Annotated in this window: 17 protein-coding genes and 1 pseudogene; 5 read left to right on the forward strand and 13 right to left on the reverse strand. The window is 44.8% G+C overall.

All coding sequences use genetic code 11. From position 1 onward, the window contains the following. Window positions 1-323: 323 nt before the first annotated feature. The 11 genes from VM640_RS00650 to ilvD all read right to left on the reverse strand — a co-directional run bounded on the left by VM640_RS00650 (window position 324) and on the right by ilvD (window position 13,587). A complete protein-coding gene (locus VM640_RS00650; protein WP_325388870.1) occupies window positions 324-1,580 on the reverse strand; it encodes a glutamate-5-semialdehyde dehydrogenase in 1,257 nt (418 codons plus the stop codon). A gap of 88 nt (window positions 1,581-1,668) precedes the next feature. After that, window positions 1,669-2,772, reverse strand: a complete 1,104-nt coding sequence (gene proB, locus VM640_RS00655) for a glutamate 5-kinase (RefSeq protein WP_325388871.1) — start codon at window positions 2,770-2,772, stop codon at window positions 1,669-1,671. Next, window positions 2,769-3,575 (reverse strand): pyrroline-5-carboxylate reductase, encoded by an 807-nt coding sequence (proC, locus tag VM640_RS00660; protein WP_325388873.1) that lies wholly within the window; start codon window positions 3,573-3,575, stop codon window positions 2,769-2,771. The genes proB and proC overlap by 4 nt, the downstream gene beginning before the upstream one ends. Before the next feature lie 426 nt (window positions 3,576-4,001). Then, a complete protein-coding gene (gene leuB / locus VM640_RS00665; RefSeq protein WP_325388875.1) occupies window positions 4,002-5,066 on the reverse strand; it encodes a 3-isopropylmalate dehydrogenase in 1,065 nt (354 codons plus the stop codon). Further along, entirely contained in the window at window positions 5,059-5,547 is a 489-nt protein-coding gene (locus tag VM640_RS00670) for a 3-isopropylmalate dehydratase small subunit (protein WP_325388877.1), read from the reverse strand. Before VM640_RS00670 ends, leuB begins: the two co-directional genes overlap by 8 nt. Further along, window positions 5,547-6,812, reverse strand: a complete 1,266-nt coding sequence (gene leuC / locus VM640_RS00675; protein ID WP_325388879.1) for a 3-isopropylmalate dehydratase large subunit — start codon at window positions 6,810-6,812, stop codon at window positions 5,547-5,549. Before leuC ends, VM640_RS00670 begins: the two co-directional genes overlap by 1 nt. A 32-nt stretch (window positions 6,813-6,844) precedes the next feature. Next, a complete protein-coding gene (locus VM640_RS00680; RefSeq protein ID WP_325388881.1) occupies window positions 6,845-8,383 on the reverse strand; it encodes a 2-isopropylmalate synthase in 1,539 nt (512 codons plus the stop codon). 236 nt (window positions 8,384-8,619) lie between these two features. Then, the gene (gene ilvC / locus VM640_RS00685) at window positions 8,620-9,618 is read right to left on the reverse strand and encodes a ketol-acid reductoisomerase (protein ID WP_325388883.1); all 999 of its coding nucleotides are present in this window, start codon (window positions 9,616-9,618) and stop codon (window positions 8,620-8,622) included. 66 nt (window positions 9,619-9,684) lie between these two features. Beyond that, window positions 9,685-10,164, reverse strand: coding sequence for an acetolactate synthase small subunit (ilvN, locus tag VM640_RS00690; RefSeq protein WP_325388885.1), 480 nt, complete (start codon window positions 10,162-10,164; stop codon window positions 9,685-9,687). A 5-nt stretch (window positions 10,165-10,169) separates the two neighbouring features. Further along, window positions 10,170-11,876 carry a biosynthetic-type acetolactate synthase large subunit gene (gene ilvB / locus VM640_RS00695; protein ID WP_325388887.1) on the reverse strand — a complete coding sequence of 569 codons (1,707 nt, stop codon included), beginning with the start codon at window positions 11,874-11,876 and terminating at the stop codon, window positions 10,170-10,172. A gap of 22 nt (window positions 11,877-11,898) precedes the next feature. After that, window positions 11,899-13,587 (reverse strand): dihydroxy-acid dehydratase, encoded by a 1,689-nt coding sequence (gene ilvD / locus VM640_RS00700; protein WP_325388889.1) that lies wholly within the window; start codon window positions 13,585-13,587, stop codon window positions 11,899-11,901. A gap of 454 nt (window positions 13,588-14,041) precedes the next feature. On the opposite strand from ilvD, the gene VM640_RS00705 reads away from it, so the two are divergent. Then, on the forward strand, window positions 14,042-15,325 hold the full coding sequence (locus VM640_RS00705) for a homoserine dehydrogenase (protein WP_325388891.1): 1,284 nt from the start codon (window positions 14,042-14,044) through the stop codon (window positions 15,323-15,325). Window positions 15,326-15,341: 16 nt separating this feature from the next. Continuing rightward, window positions 15,342-16,235 (forward strand): homoserine kinase, encoded by an 894-nt coding sequence (gene thrB / locus VM640_RS00710; RefSeq protein ID WP_325388893.1) that lies wholly within the window; start codon window positions 15,342-15,344, stop codon window positions 16,233-16,235. A gap of 172 nt (window positions 16,236-16,407) precedes the next feature. Here the strand turns inward: thrB and VM640_RS00715 are convergent, their stop codons facing one another. Next, window positions 16,408-16,740: a CGGC domain-containing protein gene (locus tag VM640_RS00715; RefSeq protein ID WP_325388894.1), complete on the reverse strand. Its 333-nt coding sequence runs from the start codon at window positions 16,738-16,740 to the stop codon at window positions 16,408-16,410. 159 nt (window positions 16,741-16,899) lie between these two features. On the opposite strand from VM640_RS00715, the gene VM640_RS00720 reads away from it, so the two are divergent. From VM640_RS00720 to VM640_RS00730, 3 genes are read left to right on the forward strand one after another with little or no spacing between them, the layout of a single operon-like run. Next, window positions 16,900-17,373 carry an Lrp/AsnC family transcriptional regulator gene (locus VM640_RS00720; RefSeq protein WP_325388902.1) on the forward strand — a complete coding sequence of 158 codons (474 nt, stop codon included), beginning with the start codon at window positions 16,900-16,902 and terminating at the stop codon, window positions 17,371-17,373. Between the two features lie 53 nt (window positions 17,374-17,426). After that, on the forward strand, window positions 17,427-18,155 hold the full coding sequence (locus VM640_RS00725) for an AzlC family ABC transporter permease (protein ID WP_325388896.1): 729 nt from the start codon (window positions 17,427-17,429) through the stop codon (window positions 18,153-18,155). Next, the gene (locus tag VM640_RS00730) at window positions 18,122-18,457 is read left to right on the forward strand and encodes a branched-chain amino acid transporter permease (RefSeq protein ID WP_325388898.1); all 336 of its coding nucleotides are present in this window, start codon (window positions 18,122-18,124) and stop codon (window positions 18,455-18,457) included. Before VM640_RS00725 ends, VM640_RS00730 begins: the two co-directional genes overlap by 34 nt. Before the next feature lie 13 nt (window positions 18,458-18,470). Here the strand turns inward: VM640_RS00730 and VM640_RS00735 are convergent. Further along, window positions 18,471-19,211: pseudogene (locus tag VM640_RS00735) on the reverse strand (DUF5714 domain-containing protein); the annotation flags it as partial. Window positions 19,212-19,536: the final 325 nt, after the last annotated feature.

Below are 19,536 nucleotides of genomic sequence, written 5' to 3' on the forward strand. Positions count from 1 at the left end.
TTAGGCACGCCGCCAGCGTTCGTCCTGAGCCAGGATCAAACTCTCCATAAAATTTATGAAGAAAATTTGATTGCTCAAATTCATCTCAAACTCGTTAACGAGTCACTTGGCTGTTCCTTTGTTGTTTAGTTTTCAAAGACCATTTTTGGTTTTCCACGTCGCAATGACTCGCGACAATTAATAATGTTACCAGATTGGATCTTTTAAGTCAACTACTTTTTTTGCCCTTCTCGGTTCGAATTGAACCTCGGCAGCAACATTGATTATCTTATCATTATTCTTTCATTAAGTCAATTAACAATTTACTGGTAATTTGTTCTGCCTTACTCAGTAATCTGCCCATCGCCGTAGATGAGATATTTCGTGGTTGTTAGTTCTCTTAGGCCCATCGGGCCGCGGGCGTGAAGTTTTTGCGTGCTGATTCCAATTTCCGCCCCGAAACCAAAGCGTCCACCATCAGTAAAACGAGTTGAAGCATTGACATAGACCGCTGCTGCATCAACTTCTCTTAAGAACCTCTGCGCAATGGAATAGTTTTCTGTAATTATGGTTTCCGAATGTTTTGTACTATATTGATAAATATGATCCATGGCTTCATCTAAATCTTTAACAACCTTTACACTGATAATCAAATCGAGATACTCGGTCGCCCAATCCTCCTCAGTCGCTGGAACTGCATAGGAAAGAATCTTACAGGCTTCAGAACACCCTCGAATTTCAACGTTGTGTTTCTGCAATTCTGTTCCCATCAAAGGTAAAAACGCCTGGGCAATTCTTTGATCTATAAGGAGTGTTTCTAAGGCATTACAAACGCCAGGTTTCTGAGTTTTCGCATTAATCACGATCGGAATCGCTTTATCAAAATCCGCTTCCTGCTCGACAAAGGCATGACAGATTCCCGTTCCAGTCTCAATCACGGGCACGGTCGCATTTTGAACTACGGTTTGAATTAACCCGGCTCCACCTCTAGGGATAACGACGTCGATATACTGATTCATCTTAATCAGTTGGTGAATCCATTCATGTGAAGTTTCCTCGATTAATTGAATTGTTCCTGCGGGCATTCCTTTTCTTTCGGCTGCCTCAGCAATAACTCGAGCTAACACCTTATTGCTTTCGATAGCCTCGGAACCCCCTCTTAGAATCACGGCATTTCCAGATTTGAGACAAAGTGCGGCAGCATCGACGGTAACATTCGGTCTTGCCTCATAGATCATGGCCACAACTCCGAGCGGAACGCGCATCCTTTGCATCCGTAAACCATTGGGACGTGTCCAAAAATCCCCTTCTCCCACAGGATCAGCTAAATGAACCACCTCACGTAAAGCTTCGCTCATTTGCTGAATTCCTTCTGAAGTCAAACGCAAACGATCTACTAAACTTTTCTTGATTCCCTTCTTTTCAGCTGCAGCTATATCTTGGTTATTGGCCTGAAGTATTTCCTCTTCATGAAGAATCAGCGTATGTGCTATTTCCGTAAGCGCTTCATTTTTGGCAGTTGTTCCGATATAAGCTAATTTCCGCGCAGCGTTTTTCGCGTTCTGTCCAATTTTCAGAAGTTCAGAATCAAAACGGTTCATAAAAGTCCCTCCAAACTAACTTATATATTTAAAACTTCTCTTATTAAAATCATTAATATATTAAACTTAAGGCGAACTTATTTGCATTCTAATGCATCAAAGTCATATTATCGCGGTGTACAATCTCTTCTCCTTCAAGATCAGGAATCAGGCTCAGTACTTCTTCAGAATGTTTGCCCTGGGCGTGGATAACCTCAGCGCTACTTAATTCTGCTAAGCCGCGGGCAATTTCCGTTCCTTTGACATTAACGATTCTGATAAGTTCTTTTCTTTCCCATTCACCTTCGACCCCAATAATTCCTTTGGCAAGAAGACTTTTGCCCTCTTTCGCTAAAGCCTTAACTGCTCCATCATCAATAATGATACTCCCCTCAGAAAGTCCACCATAAGCGATCCAGCGCTTCTTCCCTACGAGGCGATGAGCAGAAGGAACAAAATAGGTTCCTGTTAATTTTTCTCCGTGTAAATACGGCGGCAAATCATTCATTCGGTTGGAATTAACAAGGTAGGTCCCAATTCCAAACCGGGTTGCAATTTCAGCGGCTTTAATTTTGGTTATCATCCCACCCGTACCTAGCTGGGTACCCGCTCCGCCAGCAAGTCCTCTCACATCTGCAATATCTTCAACCTTTTCGATTAAGTGAGCCTCTGAGTGAGTTTTTGGATTTGCCGTATAGAGTCCATCGACATCCGTAAAAATAACTAATAAATCAGCATGGACTAGTCCGGCGACAAGCGCGGAAAGCTTATCATTATCACCAAAACAAAGCTCTTCTACAGCGACAGTGTCATTTTCATTAATAATTGGTATCACATTATATTTTAGCAAACGTTCAAGCGTGTTTTGAGCGTTCTTGTATCGACAAGAATCAGCTAGATCATTTCGTGAGAGTAAAACTTGAGCCCCAACAAGGTCGTAGTTATCTAATACTTGAGCGTATTTTTCAATCAAAACTCCTTGTCCGATCGAGGCCACCGCCTGCTTGCCAGCAATATCTTTGGGCTTTGTCGAGAGTCCAAGTTTACCCACTCCCGCTGCCACAGCACCTGAGCTGACAAGGATGCACTCCATACCCTGGGAACGTATTTCAGAGATAATCTTGATAATATTTTCAATAGAGCTTTCATCTAAGCCACCCGTCGGGTGATTCAAACTGCTACTCCCAATTTTAATCACGATTCTCTGGTTCACCCCTGATACTCCCTTTCCATTTCTTCCGCTCGGATTTGACAGGCCTTTGCCGCGCCCGTGACAACGCCTTGCAAGTCTTTTTCCCAGAATACATTTAAAGCAGCTAAAGTCGTACCCTTAGGAGAAGTTACTTCTTCCCGTAAACGAGCGGGCGATTTCCCGGATTCCTTCAACATTTGCGCCGTTCCGAATAAGGTTTCTTTCGCAAGCAGCTCCGCATCTTCTTCTGAGAGACCGGAACTTATTCCCGCTTGAATTAGGGTTTCTGTGAAAAGATAGAAGTATGCAGGTCCACTTGCACTGATTGACATTAATGGATTCATCTTTTCTTCCGTGATCCAGAGTGTTTTTCCGACGGCTTGAAAAATCTCTTCAGCCATTTGCCTATGGTTTTCCTGAACGGCTGTCCCCCTAACTAATCCAGTCATGGATTTTAAGACTGCACTTGAAGTATTCGGCATGGCGCGTACCACGGGAATTCTAGGCAAGTTCGTTTCATAGGTTTTCATGGGAATCCCAGCGGCAACAGTGATGAGGAGCTGACTGGGTTTTAAATCCTTTTGCAAGTCATGTAATACTCCAAGCATATCCTTGGGTTTAACAGCGAGCAGGATAATTTCCGATTCTTTGACGATCTCCTCAAAAATGGAGGGTATCACTTTATACTGTTCCGCCATAAAATGTAGTTTTTCTTGATTTGAGCGGTTCGTCACACGAATTTCAGTCAACATTCCTACGGCACGCAGCCCTCTAATAATTGCTTCTGCCATATTCCCCGCGCCAATAAAACCAATTGGTTGCATAACTCAACTTCCTTTCAAATCAATAATAACTTTTAATAATACTTTGGTAAACTTGGTCTAAGATTTTGATAAAGAAAACTTGGCTTGCGCCAAGCCTCTAGCGTAGGCGGAAGCCTTAGTTGCACTTATGCTATCTGCCCAAAACTTATACTTTCTGTTAGTAAAATAAAAAAGGTTACTTTCATCCTCTTTCTAAGGACGAAAGTAACCTTCCGCGGTACCACCTTAATTGCTCATGCCAACTCTAGCCCGTTAACGGTGGGAGCCGTCTGATTTAACATCAGCACTTCCCGACTGGGTTACGGCCTACGCTCCAGGTAGCTCTCAGCATTTGCTACCCTCTCTTATAGATCACGTATCAGACCGTTTGGTCGTTCATCAGCGTTTTAATCTTTTTAGAATTAACCTATATTACCATAGCACAGATTAAATATCTAGTGCGGCAACCACAGCGTCACCCATTTTCTGCGTCCCCACAACCTTATCACCCGGACGTGCCAGATCTGCGGTCCGATATCCTTGATCAAGAACCTTGGCGACTGCAGCTTCAATCTTTTGCGCCTCTTGTTCAAGACCAAACGTATGTCTAAGCATTAGAGCCGCAGATAAAATCGTTGCTAAGGGATTGGCCAGGTTCTTGCCGGCAATATCTGGAGCCGAACCATGAGCTGGTTCATACATTCCTTTTTTCCCATTCATACTGGAAGAAGCAAGCATGCCGATGGAGCCGCCGAGCATGGACGCCAAATCCGTGAGGATATCTCCAAACATATTCTCCGTAACAATAACGTCAAACTGATCGGGATAACGAACCAATTGCATGGCGGCATTGTCGACGTACATATGGGTTAATTCCACCTCTGGGAATTCTTTCGCGATCTGGTTAGCAATCTCTCTCCATAGACGCGAGGTTTCGAGCACATTTGCTTTATCTACTGAGCATACCTTTTTTCGCCGAATTTGAGCGGTTTGGAAGGCTAGACGCACAATCCGCTCAATCTCGGGAGCGGAATAAGACATTATATCGTAGGCTGAAAGGGGATCTTCGATTCTTTTCTTTTCTCCAAAATAGACGCCTCCCGTGAGTTCGCGAATGACGACCATATCAACCTTTTCCACCACTTCTTTTTTGAGCGTGGAAGAATCGATTAAGCTGGCTAACATTTTGACGGGGCGAATATTGGCATAAAAGCCGAGTCCTTTTCTTAAGCCAAGAAGAGCTGCTGTTTCCGGACGTTCTGAGGCAGGAAGGTGATCCCATTTGGGTCCACCCACTGCGCCGAGCAGAACTGCATCTGCTTCTTCACAACCCTTTAAGGTTTCCTCTGGTAACGCTTTTCCGCATTTATCGATGGCAGTACCACCAACCCAATAGTCTTTGAACTCGAAATCTCCTGAAGAATTCGCCAAAACGGCCTTCAGCACTTTAACTGCCTCGGGAACGATTTCTTGTCCGATTCCATCCCCAGGTAGAACCGCAATTTTAGGCATTTTTCTTTCTTCCTTTCACATAAGCTATAAGTCCGCCGGCTTTGATTAGCTCTTGCATGAACGGTGGAAAAGGAAGCGCCTGATAGCCAATCCCCCGAGTCGTATTTTGAATCTCACCCGTTTCGAGATTCACGGAGACGTCATCCCCAGGTTGGATGCCCTGAACGGCTTCCGGGCACTCCAGAATGGGAAGCCCAATATTCAAAGAATTCCGGTAAAAAATTCGAGCGAAGGATTCTGCAATCACAACCTGTACGCCAGCCGCTTTAATGGCTAACGGAGCATGTTCGCGAGACGATCCGCACCCAAAGTTTTTGCCGCCCACAATCACATCTCCTGGCTGAACCTCTTGGGCAAAATGAACGTCCACATCTTCCATGCAATGCGCTGCCAGATGCTCTGGTGAGGGTTGATTCAGATAGCGCGCAGGAATGATAACATCTGTATCCACATCATCCCCAAATCTCCACGCTTTACTCATTACGCCACCTCCTGTGGATGGACAATTTCGCCTTTAACTGCAGAAGCTGCGGCAACCGCCGGACCGGAAAGATAAACTTCACTCTCCGGATGACCCATTCGTCCGACAAAGTTCCGGTTCGTCGTCGACAAGGCCCGCTCCCCTTTAGCAAGAATTCCCATATACCCACCAAGGCAAGGTCCACAGGTCGGGGTGCTCACAACAGCTCCGGCATCAATAAAGGCGTCAATCAGCCCTTCCTTTATGGCTTGCTTATAAATATTCTGGGTCCCCGGAATTACGATGAGGCGAATTTCCGGGTGAACACTCTTACCGCGCAAAATACCGGCCGCAATCCGGAGATCTTCCAGTCGTCCATTTGTGCAGGAACCAATCACCACTTGATCGAGCTTAATTCCGCGGGCTTCTTCAACTGCTTTGGCGTTTTCTGGCAGATGCGGGAATGCCACTTGGAGCGGAATGTCAGAGACATTAAACTCGTATAACTTTGCATATTGAGCATCAAAGTCACTTTCGTAGACCTTGAACGGACGTTGAGCACGTTCCTTCACATAGGTAAGAGTTTTATCATCGGGCGGAATGATTCCATTTTTCGCGCCTGCTTCAATGGCCATATTACAGATCGTAAAACGATTGTCCATGGATAGAGCCGAGATTCCTTCACCGGCAAATTCCATCGCCTTATACCGGGCTCCGTCTACACCGATCTTGCCAATGATATAAAGAATCAGATCCTTGCCTCCAACCCAAGGTTGAAAGTTTTGACCCTTAAAAATGAATTTAAGGGACTCGGGAACTCTAAACCAAGCTTCCCCCGTTGCCAATCCTGCGGCTAAATCTGTACTCCCCACTCCTGTCGCAAAGGCACCGAGTGCTCCATATGTACAGGTATGAGAATCGGCGCCAATGATGACGTCTCCAGGAAGCGTCACTCCTTGTTCTGGCAGAAGGCAATGCTCAATTCCGACTCTTCCTTGTTCCCAGTAATGCACAATCTTTTGCTCTCGGGCAAAAAGGCGCAAGGATTTACTCAACTCTGCCGAGGCAATATCTTTATTGGGCGTAAAATGATCTGGGACTAAAGCAACCTTTGCCGGATCCCAAACCTTGCCCAGCCCGAACTTGGCAAATTCCTGAATTGCAACCGGGCCAGTAATATCATTCGCTAGAGCCAGATCAAGCTTCGCTGTAATCAATTGCCCCGGAGTAACCTCTTTAAGCCCGGCATGATCTGCTAAGATTTTTTCTGTAATTGTCATTCCCACGGTTTTTAATTCCCCCGATCTAAACAACTATTTTAACGAGCAACAGGGCTCTTCGTGTCAATAGAAATCCAACCATGTTCATAAGCTCGGTTTACCGCTTGCAGATACGCTTTAACACTGGCTTCGATAATATCTGTACTCACACCACGGCCACCAACAGTATGCTCCTTAAACTGAACGCTAATCGTAACTTCCCCTTGGGAATCTTCGCCTCGGTCAATCGCCTGAAGAGCGTAATGAAGAAGTTTGTGATCTATTCCCAAAATTTTATCAATCGCTTTATAGGCTGCATCTACCGGGCCATCCCCACAGGCTGCATCTTCATAGCGCTGATCAGCATACTTCAAACCCAAGGTTGACGTGGGCACAATTTGGGTACCACTAGAGACTTGCAGGTATTCCAATGTGATTTCAGGTGCATTGTTCGTTTGCGCATCGACTAAGGTATATAAATCAGCAGTTGTCACTTCTTTTTTGCGTTCCGCTAAAAGCTTAAATTCCTTGAATATCTCATCTAAGCGTTCATCATCCACTTCGAGTCCTAATTCAGCTATCCGTTCCCGTACAGCATGTCGCCCGGAATGTTTACCTAGCACAATCGTGTCCATATCCAGCCCAATCGAATCAGGGGACATAATTTCATAGGTTGAGCGTTCCTTTAAGACTCCATCCTGATGAATCCCTGACTCATGGGCGAAGGCATTTTTCCCGACAATTGCTTTATTCGGCTGAACTATCATCCCTGATAGGCGGCTGACCAATTGGCTGGTACGTGCAATTTCCTTACTGTTGATCGTCGTTTGGACTTGGAATTGATCTTGGCGAGTCTTCAAGGCTATCGCTAATTCTTCAACAGCAGCATTTCCTGCGCGTTCGCCAATTCCATTAATGGCGCCTTCGAGCTGATGAACTCCTACTTGTACCGCAGCAAGAGAATTGGCGACAGCTAAGCCTAAGTCATTGTGGCAATGCACGCTGATCTTGACCTTCTCAATTCCATCTGTCCGTTCCATGACATCCTGAAGAAACTTGGCGAATTCATCGGGTGTCGCATATCCAACCGTATCAGGGATATTAAGCACAGTTGCTCCCGCCGCAATAACTGCAGAGAAGACACGACCCAGAAAATCGACATCACTGCGTGAAGCATCCTCGGCGCTGAATTCAATATCCGCGACCTTGGATTTCGCTAGTTTAACCGCAGCGACCGCTAGTTCCAGCACTTCCTCAGGAGACTTCTTCAATTTATACTGCATATGAATCGGGGAAGTCGCGATAAAGGTATGAATTTTTGGGCTTTCCGCTTTGGCTATCGCTTCCCAAGCTCGCTCAATGTCCTGAGCTTGGGTTCTCGCCAAAGCACAGATTGAGACTTGACGGACCTCCGCCGCAATTCGTTTAACCGCTTCAAAATCCCCGGGAGAGGAGATGGGAAATCCTGCTTCAATGACATTAACTCCAAGCTTCGCGAGTTGCCGAGCGATTTGCAGCTTTTCTCCGGGATTTAAGGCCACACCTGGGGACTGCTCCCCATCTCTTAAGGTCGTATCAAAAATATCTATTTGGCGCATCCATGAACCTCCTCAACTCGACGTTTGGAACATATCCTAAGGTATAAAGGAAGCTATATCCCATGGACTAAGCGCCACCTAACTCTCGCTTTTGGAACTGGAGCTTAGTGGCGCTTAGTCATCGGATAAAACTGACTTCAGGCAGAGTTTTAGACTCCACCTGAAGTTCAGGATACCTTACCCAGGGGTTTTATTCGCTAGCCCCTAACTCAATTCTCTCGTACTTTTTCCGGAAACTATTCGCGTTTTTTCAACCAGGGCATCATGCTACGAATTTCCGCACCCACTTTTTCGAGTTGCTGATCTTCTTCACGACGAGCAATTGCGTTGAATTGTGGACGTCCCACTTTGTTTTCCATTAACCAGTTCTTCGCGAAGGTTCCGTCTTGGATTTCTTCGAGAACTTTCTTCATTTCCTTACGTGTTTCATCAGTAATGATTCGTTTTCCGACCATCTGATCTCCGTATTGAGCCGTGTCGGAAACTGAATAGCGCATCCAGCTAAATCCACCTTCATTGATCATATCAACAATCAGCTTCATTTCGTGCAGGCACTCAAAATATGCACTTTCCGGTTGATAACCTGCGTTCACTAAGGTTTCAAAACCAGCTTTCATAAGCTCGGTAACTCCACCGCAAAGAACGGCTTGTTCACCAAAAAGGTCAGTTTCGGTTTCTTCTTTGAAGGTTGTTTCCAAAACTCCGGCACGTGTAGCACCAATCCCTTTGGCATAAGCCATGCCTAGGTCATGCGCTTTACCCGTTGCATCTTGGTGCACCGCGATCAGTGCAGGAACTCCGGCGCCTTCTTCGTAGGTTCTGCGGACCATATGTCCTGGGCCTTTCGGAGCAATCATGAAGACATCAACATCACTTGGAGGAACGATTTGTCCAAAATGAATATTAAAACCATGCGCAAAGGCAAGAGCTTTACCAGCCGTCATATATTGTTTAATTTGTGCTTCATAGACTTCAGCTTGTTTTTCATCCGGAAGAAGCATCATAATCACATCTGCTTTTGCAGCAGCCTCGGGAACGGTCATCACTTTTAAACCTGCATCTTCTGCTTGTTTCCACCGACGGGAACCTTTACGCAAGCCAACGATGACGTTTAACCCTGAATCATGAAGATTTTGAGCATGTGCATGTCCCTGACTCCCATAACCCATAATCGCAATCGTTTTATTCGCGAGTAATTCGAAATTTGCATCGGAATCATAATACATTTTAGCCATAATAATTTCTCTCCTTTTATTTCACTTTATTATCCTTTTATCTTAAAATTTAAGGATTGTCAATTTTCAACTGTCGAGGCGTGTAATTGCAATATTACCCGTTCTGACAAGTTCCATCAACCCGAAGGGGCGAATCGTACGAACAAAAGCATCAATCTTTTCGGCATCACCGGTAAGTTCTACGGTCAAGTTGCTTCTGCCCATATCGACGACCCGGCCTCTGAAGACATCGACGATTTGAAGAATTTCAAGACGGGTATCCGCCCTAACCTTAATGCGAACGAGCGCGAGTTCGCGATCGACGATCTCTTCATCCGTTAAATCGGTTACTTTATGTACAACAACCAATTTAATCAGCTGTTTCGTGACCTGTTCGATCACAGCGTCATCTCCGTCAACCATAATGGTCATCCGAGAAATACCAGGGTTCTCTGTCGAACAAACAGAAAGGCTGTTGATATTATAAGCTCGTCGGGCAAAGAGTCCTGAAACCCGGGTTAAAACTCCGGGATTATTCTCTACGAGTACAGCTAAAGTATGTAACATACGCCTCACCTCCCCAACATTTCGGTTAGTTCTTTACCTGAAGGAACCATCGGATAAACCAGTTCGTCTTCAGAAATTGTAAAGTCCAGAAGCACTGGACCATCAAAAACAATCGCTTTCTCCATGGCTCCGGCCACATCTTCTAAACGCGTTACCCTAATTCCAAGGATATGATAAGCTTCCGCGATTTTGACAAAGTCTGGGTTGGACTGCAGTTGAATCTGGTTATAGCGTTCATCGCAAAAGAGCTTTTGCAGCTGCCTTACCATCCCTAACACTCCGTTATTGAGCAAGATGATTTTAATCGGAAGTTCACATTGCACCGTCGTTGCTAATTCCTGAATACACATTTGTAAGGAGCCATCTCCTGTAATCAGAAAAACCTGAGCCTCAGGTCGAGCTACTTGCGCACCAATAGCTGCCGGTAAACCAAAACCCATCGTCCCCAAGCCACCGCTCGTAATAAAGTGACGGGCTTCTGTAACAGGATAGCATTGTGCAGCCCACATTTGATGCTGTCCGACATCCGTTGTTACGATAGCCTGTGGATCTGCTTTTTCACCAAGAATCCGAATCACATCTTGTGGAGTTAACTGTTGGGTATTTTCTCGGGATTCTTCCCTTTGGGCTTGTTCCTTTTGCCAGAAATGAATTTGTTCCCACCAAGAATCAATCTTCGGCGGAACCAGATCTTTGGCTAGATCTTCAAGCACGTACCGCGCATCGCCGACAATCGGAATATGGGTCCGGACAACCTTACCAATCTCCGCAGGATCGATATCGATATGAATAACCTTAGCTTTAGTCGCAAACCGTTGACCAAGACCGCTCGTGACACGATCGTCAAAACGCACACCTACAGCAATCAGCAAATCACAATCATCAACAGCATAATTAGCGGTTACTGTGCCATGCATTCCCACCATACCTAAGAGATTCGGGTGAGTCGACGGTAAACTGCCAATTCCCATTAACGTGGTAACAACCGGGAGGTTTTCTTTCTCAACGATTTCACGAAGAATCTCTCCCGCTCCAGAGGTAATTACCCCTCCTCCAGCATACAAGATTGGACGTTCACATTCAGCCAAAGCATGAGCCGCTTCTTCAATCTGCCCCGCATTTCCCTTGCTAAAAAACTTATAGCTTTTGAGATTCATTTCATCTGACTCGGGCTCGACCTTGGCCGCTTGAATATCTTTTGGGAGATCAATAAGCACTGGTCCCGGACGTCCAGTTCGAGCAATATAAAACGCTTCTTTGACGATGCGAGGAATTTGTCGCGCATCTTTAACAATATAGGAATGTTTAGTAATTGGAATCGTAATCCCCGTTATATCCACTTCTTGGAAGGAGTCTGTTCCCAGCAAAGTCGTCTGTACCTGTCCCGTTAGTACCACTAGGGGAATAGAATCCATATAGGCATTTGCAATACCGGTCACCAAGTTCGTAGCTCCCGGTCCGGAAGTTGCTAAACAAACTCCCACTTTCCCACTGACGCGAGCATAGGCATCGGCTGCATGCACTGCCGCTTGCTCATGTCGAGGTAACACATGGCGGATTTGAGAATGAATAAGCGCGTCATAAATTGGCAGTACTGTCCCTCCAGGATACCCAAAGATAACTTTTACGCCTTCTTTAATCAGAGAATTTAATAAGAGTTCCGCACCAGAAGCACTAGTAATCGCATGCTCTTTCGCCTTACTTTTACCCACTCGCCACTCCTCCTCTATTCTTCTATTTTGTTCGTCTAAAAGCCGCCCCCCGTGATGCTGATTGTACATAATCTGAATATCGGCCAAGATATCCTGCTCTTAATTCAGGATTTAAGTTTTCGAGTTGAACAGGATTCTGTTCATATTGCTTGCGCCGTGCTTTTTTTTCTTCATCAGGAGCCACCCAATCTAGGCGTCCTTCTTTTAAATCGATACGGATCTTATCGCCTGTCTTCAGAAGCGCAATTTCTCCGCCGAGAGCAGCTTCAGGGGAAACATGACCGATGGATAAACCCCGGCTTGCTCCGGAGAATCGTCCGTCGGTAATCAGGGCAACTACGTCATCTAGGCCCATTCCTGCCAAGGTTGAGGTAGGTCCGAGCATTTCTCGCATTCCCGGTCCTCCCTTAGGCCCTTCATAACGGATGACCACTACATCACCCGGTTTGATTTGACGATTGCGAATGGCTTCAGCAGCCGGAACTTCACCGTCAAACACTTGTGCCGTTCCTTCAAAAACCAACTCTTGATCCGCTAGAGCTCCTTGCTTAATGACTGCCCCTTCAGGCGCGAGATTACCATAGAGAACTTTTAATCCGCCTTGGATACTGTACGGTTGACCCATCGGATGAATAACCTCAGGGTTTTCGACTTTGGCATCCTTCAAGCGTTCAGCTTGACTGACACCGGAAACCGTCAATGGACTTCCATCAATGAAGCCGTTATCTAAAAGCTGCTTTAAGACTGCACTCACTCCACCTGCCTCATTCAAATCCGCGAGAACGTGTTCTCCAGCAGGGGCCAGTTTGCAAATCTGAGGTGTCTTAGCACTCACCTCATTGACTTTACGAAGATCCCAAGCAATATCTCCTTCATTCGCAATCGCTGGCAGATGGAGGATAGTATTAGTTGAACAACCCAGGGCCATATCGAGAGCAACACCGTTTTTAAGCGACGTCATCGTCACGATATCCCGAGGACGAATATTCTTCTGGAAAAGCTCCATCACCTGATAACCGGTTTCCTTCGCCAAGACTAACCGTTCAGAATAGACGGCAGGAATTGTCCCGTTCCCCGGTAAAGCAAGTCCCAAGGCCTCGGTTAGGCAATTCATGGAATTAGCAGTAAACATGCCCGCACAAGACCCAGCTGTCGGACACCCTTTCGCCTCCAAGGCATGGAGCCACTCTTCATCCTTTTTGCCCGCATGAACCTGACCCACCGCTTCAAAAAGAGTACTCAGCGTAACTGCCTTGCCTTCAAAACGTCCTGCAAGCATCGGCCCACCGCTCACTATGATTGCGGGTAGATTAAGTCTCATCGCCGCCATTATCATCCCAGGCACAACTTTGTCACAGCTGGGAATCAAGACTAAGGCATCCAGTTGATGGGCCTTAGCCATAACTTCAATCGAATCTGCGATCAATTCGCGACTGGCTAAGGAAAAATGCATTCCCTCATGTCCCATCGCCAAGCCATCACAAACAGCAATTGTTGAGAATTCAAAAGGGGTTCCCCCATTTTCCCGGATTCCGGCTTTTACGGCCTCGGCCACTTGTCGCAAATGCATGTGTCCTGGAACCATCTCCGTGAAGGAGTTGACCACGCCAATGAATGGTTTTTCGATTTCCCGTTTTGTTAAACCCAAAGCTTTAAGCAAAGCACGTTGGGGAGCTCGATCTACGCCTTGTTTAAGGGTGTCACTGTTCATCTTATTGTCCCTCTCTTCTTAATAAGCAATAATTATTTTTAAATAAATTTATTTAATTATAACCCAAGTAAAGCAGCTCCGGAATTAAATGATTTCCTAAAAACTTAATAAAGATATAAAAAGCCCTGAGCATAAGTCCCCAGACAGAGGAACTTTCCGCTCGGGCTTTTTCTACCCACGGTGTAAATCCAGGTTACTGGATTTCTGTGCCGCTCGGTCCAGACAGGAACTCCCCGGAACCCTAGGCACACTTCCTTCGTGATATCGTATTTTGGATTGTGTTATAATACATTGATTTATTATTGTTAGTGTATATGTTACAGCTTAGAGTGTCAACCCATTATTCCGAGAAAGTTAAAATTTATTCAGCTCTCTTGTCAAACAAATCCTTTCATACTATAATGTCCACTATACAAAAACAATTGTTTATAAGAGGTGGATTGGAGGAGTTTTTTTGCAAGAAATACAGATTGGCTTATTAGGACTCGGAACAGTGGGCAGCGGGGTGATCCAAATTCTCACCCAGAATGATGACGACATCAGTAACCGGACTGATAGTCATATTAAAATTAAGAAGGTACTCGTAAGAAATTTACAAACTCCCCGCTCCGTTAGTGGAAATTTCGTTCTCACGGATAAACCCGAAGATATCTTGCAGGATCCAGATATTGATATTATCGTTGAAGTTATGGGAGGGATTGAACCGGCTCGGACGTATATCTTAGAAGCCCTACACCAGGGAAAGAACGTCGTAACCGCGAATAAAGATTTGCTGGCTCTCCACGGACATGAACTTCTGGATGTAGCGAAGGAAGCTGGCAAAGATCTCTATTTTGAGGCGAGTGTTGCGGGCGGAATTCCGATCATCGCCGCCCTCAAACAATCCTTAGCAGCAAATCGAATTTCGACTGTCATAGGAATCATCAACGGCACTACCAACTACATTCTAACCTCGATGACGGAGCAAGGTCGCGATTATGAAGAAGTATTAAAGGAAGCCCAAACGTTAGGCTATGCCGAAGCAGACCCTTCCTCTGATGTTGATGGCCTAGATGCTGCGCGAAAATTAGCGATTCTGTCTTCAATCGCCTTTAATTCCCGTGTAACCATCAACGATGTTTATGTAGATGGAATTTCACGGATCACCGCAGATGATATTGCTTACGCTTCCGAACTTAATTCCTGCATAAAATTACTCGCCATCGCCAAGCATCAACCGGATGGCTTAGAAATTCGCGTTCATCCGGCAATTCTGCCCAAATCCCATCCTTTAGCTTCCGTCGGTGGCGTCTTTAACGCCATCTATGTGATCGGAGATGCAGTCGGTGAGACCATGTTTTTCGGACGAGGAGCTGGATCTTTACCAACAGGTAGCGCTGTCGTTTCAGATATCATCCAAGTTACCCGCAATATCGAAACCCATTCGACCTCAGCGATCAATTGCACGTGTTATAATGATCTTCAGCTCACGAAATCCGATGATTTTCATACGGCCTTTTATATCCGGATGCGGGTTAAGGATGAGCCTCGTGTCTTAGCCACACTCGCTCTTCTTTTTGCAGAGGCCAATGTCAGTTTTGCTTCTATTATACAGAGGCAAAAGGCTAATGAAGAAGCCGAAATAGTCCTTGTGACCCACCCCATCTACGAAGCTCAACTTCGGGAAGCGCTTAAGTCGGTCAAAGCCTATAGTAAAGTTTTAACCATCAATAATGTTATTCGTTTTGAAGGCAAATAAATCTGGAGGAAAAATAATGTTATGCGCTAAAATACCCGCTACTTCGGCCAATCTCGGTCCAGGCTTTGACTGCCTGGGCCTGGCCCTTAATTTGTTTAATACGATTACAGTTGAGGAAAGTTCGACTTGGGAAATTCGTCTAACCGGAAAATATAACATGGGTTTGCCTATCGATGAAAGCAATCTGGTCTGGCAAACGATGCTTCATCTTTGGGAAAAAGTCAACTATCCGACTCCGAAAATCACGTTAACGTTAGAAAATGAGATTCCTCCAGCACGCGGATTAGGCAGCAGTTCTGCTGCGATTGTTGGAGGTTTAGTCATTGCCAATTCCCTCGCAGGAACCCCTTTTTCTCAACTCGAACTTCTCCAAATGGCCAATGAACTAGAAGGCCATCCAGACAACGTCACTCCTGCTTTATATGGAGGGGTTACGCTTGCCGTCGAGACCGCGACCGGGATCCTCCCCCGAGTCTTACGTGAGAATTCTCACGTAGAGGTGTTGGTGGTCATCCCTGAGTTCCTGCTTAATACGTCGAAAAGCCGAAAGGTTCTCTCTTCCCAAGTTCCCCGCCCCGATGCAGTCTTTAATATTGCTCATGCCGGACTACTGATTGAAGCGTTCATCCGAGGAGATTTCACACTTCTCAAGGAAGGGATGAGAGATCATCTCCATCAAGAACAACGAGCAGCGCTCGTTCCCGGACTTTCGGAAGCCCTAAGCTCTGCCTTAGACAATGGAGCCTACGGAGCAGCTCTCAGTGGCTCAGGTCCTACTCTTTTAGCCTTTCTTACTTCTGAACATACCCATGCCGTAGCCAATGGGATGATTCAGACATTTACGAAGCATGGTTTAAGTGCTCAGGCCTACCCTCTGCAAATCAGCCCTCTTGGAGCACATCTTTTTTAAGTTCAATATTAAAGAGACAAGTCTTGAAATATAATAAGACTTGCCTCTTTATTTATACACAACGTTAAACCAAAAGGTATCCTAATGATGGATACCTTTGTCAATAAGAACACTTTTCTATTCTGCACAATGAAGATGTTGTTCAATATGCTTACAACGATGGCAATCTCCTTTAGTGAGTATAATCTATTAGTCTGATAGTATCGCCAATCTTTTTAGAAATTGCTTGTTTCATTGGTTCTGCGTGAGGACAGGCAAAACCAATGGGATTTCCTCTCGTAATACAAGACGCTAATACGATAGTATCAGCACCTCTTTTAACCATTTCCGCGGCTCGAGTGACGGCTTTTTTCCCTGGACACCCCCCACAAGTGTTTACCCCAATTACTTCAATTTCCTCTTGTACGTCTTCAAAAGCAAGTTTCTTTTCCTTCATGACCTTAAAATCTGTTGTAGCAGGACACATATCCTCAGTTTGCATGCATCGAATTAGCCCAACTTTCATACTCGGCCCCTCCTAAGACTTTTAGAAAAATTATACCCTCTATACCCCCCTACCGTAAACAAATATTTAAAATATCTTGACACCATAAAATAATATATAGTATATATGGGATAAGTAGAAATATTATTTTCTAATTCTATGCGAAAGGTGAATTATATTATGGAAACAACACTTGACCATTATGATAAAGCAATTATTCATGCACTACAGGAAGATTCGTCGATTTCGAACTTAGATTTATCGAAATTAATTGGATTATCCCCTTCAGCTTGTCTCACAAGAACCAAAAATTTAAAAGAATTAGGAGTCATCCAACAATTTACAACGTTCGTCGATGAAAAAATGCTGGGTATAGAAACGATTGCGTTTACCATGGTGAATTTATCCCCCCTCACCCGAGAGATCGCTAATTCCTTTGTGAAAAAGATTAATGAAACTCCGAACGTGCTTGAGTGCTATACCATTACTGGCAGTCGAGATTATCTCTTAAAAGTCGTGGCCAAAGACATGTCTAATTATCGAGACCTCATCATCGATTACCTTATGGCGATCCCTGGCGTAAACCGGGTGGAAACAAGTATTGTCATCCAAACTGAAAAAAGAACTTTATCGATACCCCTTGATGAAAAGTAAGAGGTGAACAAATGCAATAAATCAGGGAGAAAAAAGATCGGAGAACGTGAACGATGCAGGAAAAGATAAAGGCCTTAAAAGCAGCATTTCCTTATACCCTTCCTGTTATGACTGGATATCTATTTCTAGGAGTAGCCTTTGGCATACTTCTCAACAGTAAAGGCTATTCTTTCGTATGGGCGATTTTCATGAGTATCATTATTTTTGCAGGTTCGATGCAATATGTCGCTATCACCCTGCTAAGCGTGGCCTTTGATCCGTTGAATGCTTTCTTAATGACGCTGATGGTCAACGCCAGACATTTATTTTACGGGTTGTCACTTTTAGGAAAATTCGATGATGCCGGCAAGAAAAAGCCTTATTTGATTTTTGGACTTACTGATGAAACCTTCTCCATTCTCTGTGCAACAGAACCTCCTGGGGGAGTCGACAGAGGCTGGTTCATGTTCTTCATAACCTTCCTTAATCACCTCTATTGGATAATCGCCTCAGCCATTGGCGGTATTTTAGGGTCCTTAGTCTCCTTTAATACTAAGGGTATTGACTTCGTCATGACGGCCCTGTTTGTTGTTATCTTTCTTAACCAGTGGAAATCCCAAAAACAACATACTCCTGCCCTAATTGGCATCGCTTCCTCGGTCGTTTGTTTATTGATTTTTGGGGCAGCGAACTTCATTATTCCCGCGATGTTTCTGATTATTATTGCCTTGACCCGATATCGAAAACCATTTGAAAAGGGGGCAGAGAAATGTTACTTACCGTCCAGCAATCACTCATCCTAATTGCTATAATTGTCTTGGGAACCTTTTTGACAAGAGGGCTGCCCTTTATCCTCTTCCCCCCGACCCGGGAAACCCCCAAATTTGTTCTTTATCTGGGGAACGTCCTTCCCTTTGCCGCGATTGGCTTACTCATTGTTTACTGTCTAAAAAACGTCTCTCTCCTGTCCGCACCGCACGGTCTTCCCGAGGGAATCGCCATTGCCTGCATTACCCTTCTTCATCTGTGGAAAAATAACGTTCTTCTGAGTATCGGGGGAGGAACTTTTCTTTATATGGCACTGGTCCAATTTGTATTTGTTTAATCAATGAAAAAAATTAATAAAATGGGCATTTTTCTTTTCTACAACCATGGGGATGTCTGGCGACATAGGTGCAATTTTTTAAATCTGATTTAGACTCGGGTAAATTTATACTCAGATACTGTTTTGCAAGTATTACTCCCTCTTTTAGGGCAACTCTGACAAAACATTTACAACAGCATGGCCCTGCCTGGTCAGCAATAACATTAACAATTCTTGAAACCACTTTCATTGTCATAGCCGTTTCCTTATCTTTAGGGCAAGCCGCACCTAAAATAACACTGAAGCACGCACCGATTGCCGGGGCTATGCCGCATACACCTGTCAGACCACAATAACCCCCTATGGCTTGTCTGCGAGTACGGTTCAATACCTCGATAATTTGTTCTTGGGTTATTTTAATTGTCCCTTCATTTCTTATCGAAGCAATTAAAGAACCAGCGGCAATCCAAGCATTTTCACAACCAAGCATAGGAACCTTATCTTGGTACTCCATTAAGACTTCCGCTATTTCAAATGGGCTCTTCATAGAACTTGTCAATACATAATCTTTGATTAGATCAAATACATCTTTGCCATGACACTCATCACAGACATAATGCCCATTGGGGCAATTAATATTGCCGATTTCTTGCTTACCACACCTTATGCAGGTAAGTTCTTTGCCTTCAGTATAATACTCTAATTCACCGCCACATACCTGGCAATTATTCATGTTGATAATTTCTTGGTGCTGACCAGCACCTTCCTTAGTTCCTCAGCAACTACTTGAACTGAGAAAATCCGAATTGTTCTCCTGCTCCATGTTGCCATCTCCTTTGGTCCAGTTTTCGATTTATGGTATCATCCTTGAGCAAACTGTGAATCCTCAACAATTAAACATTAAGTTATTCGATGTGCTTATCTATTTCCCCTCTACCTTTGGGGGGTAGAAAGTAAAGAAAACCCGGCTTTCGCCGAGCTTTGCGATAAAGAAGACTTGGCCAGCGCCAAAGCGATGGCCTTAGTCGCCTTATCCTGCCGGACTTAACTACTTGCATCGTAGGAAAGCGAAAACCGCTGGTTGCACTTATGCTATCTGC

Source organism: Desulfitobacterium sp., from assembly GCF_035539115.1.
Lineage (GTDB): Bacteria > Bacillota > Desulfitobacteriia > Desulfitobacteriales > Desulfitobacteriaceae > Desulfitobacterium_A.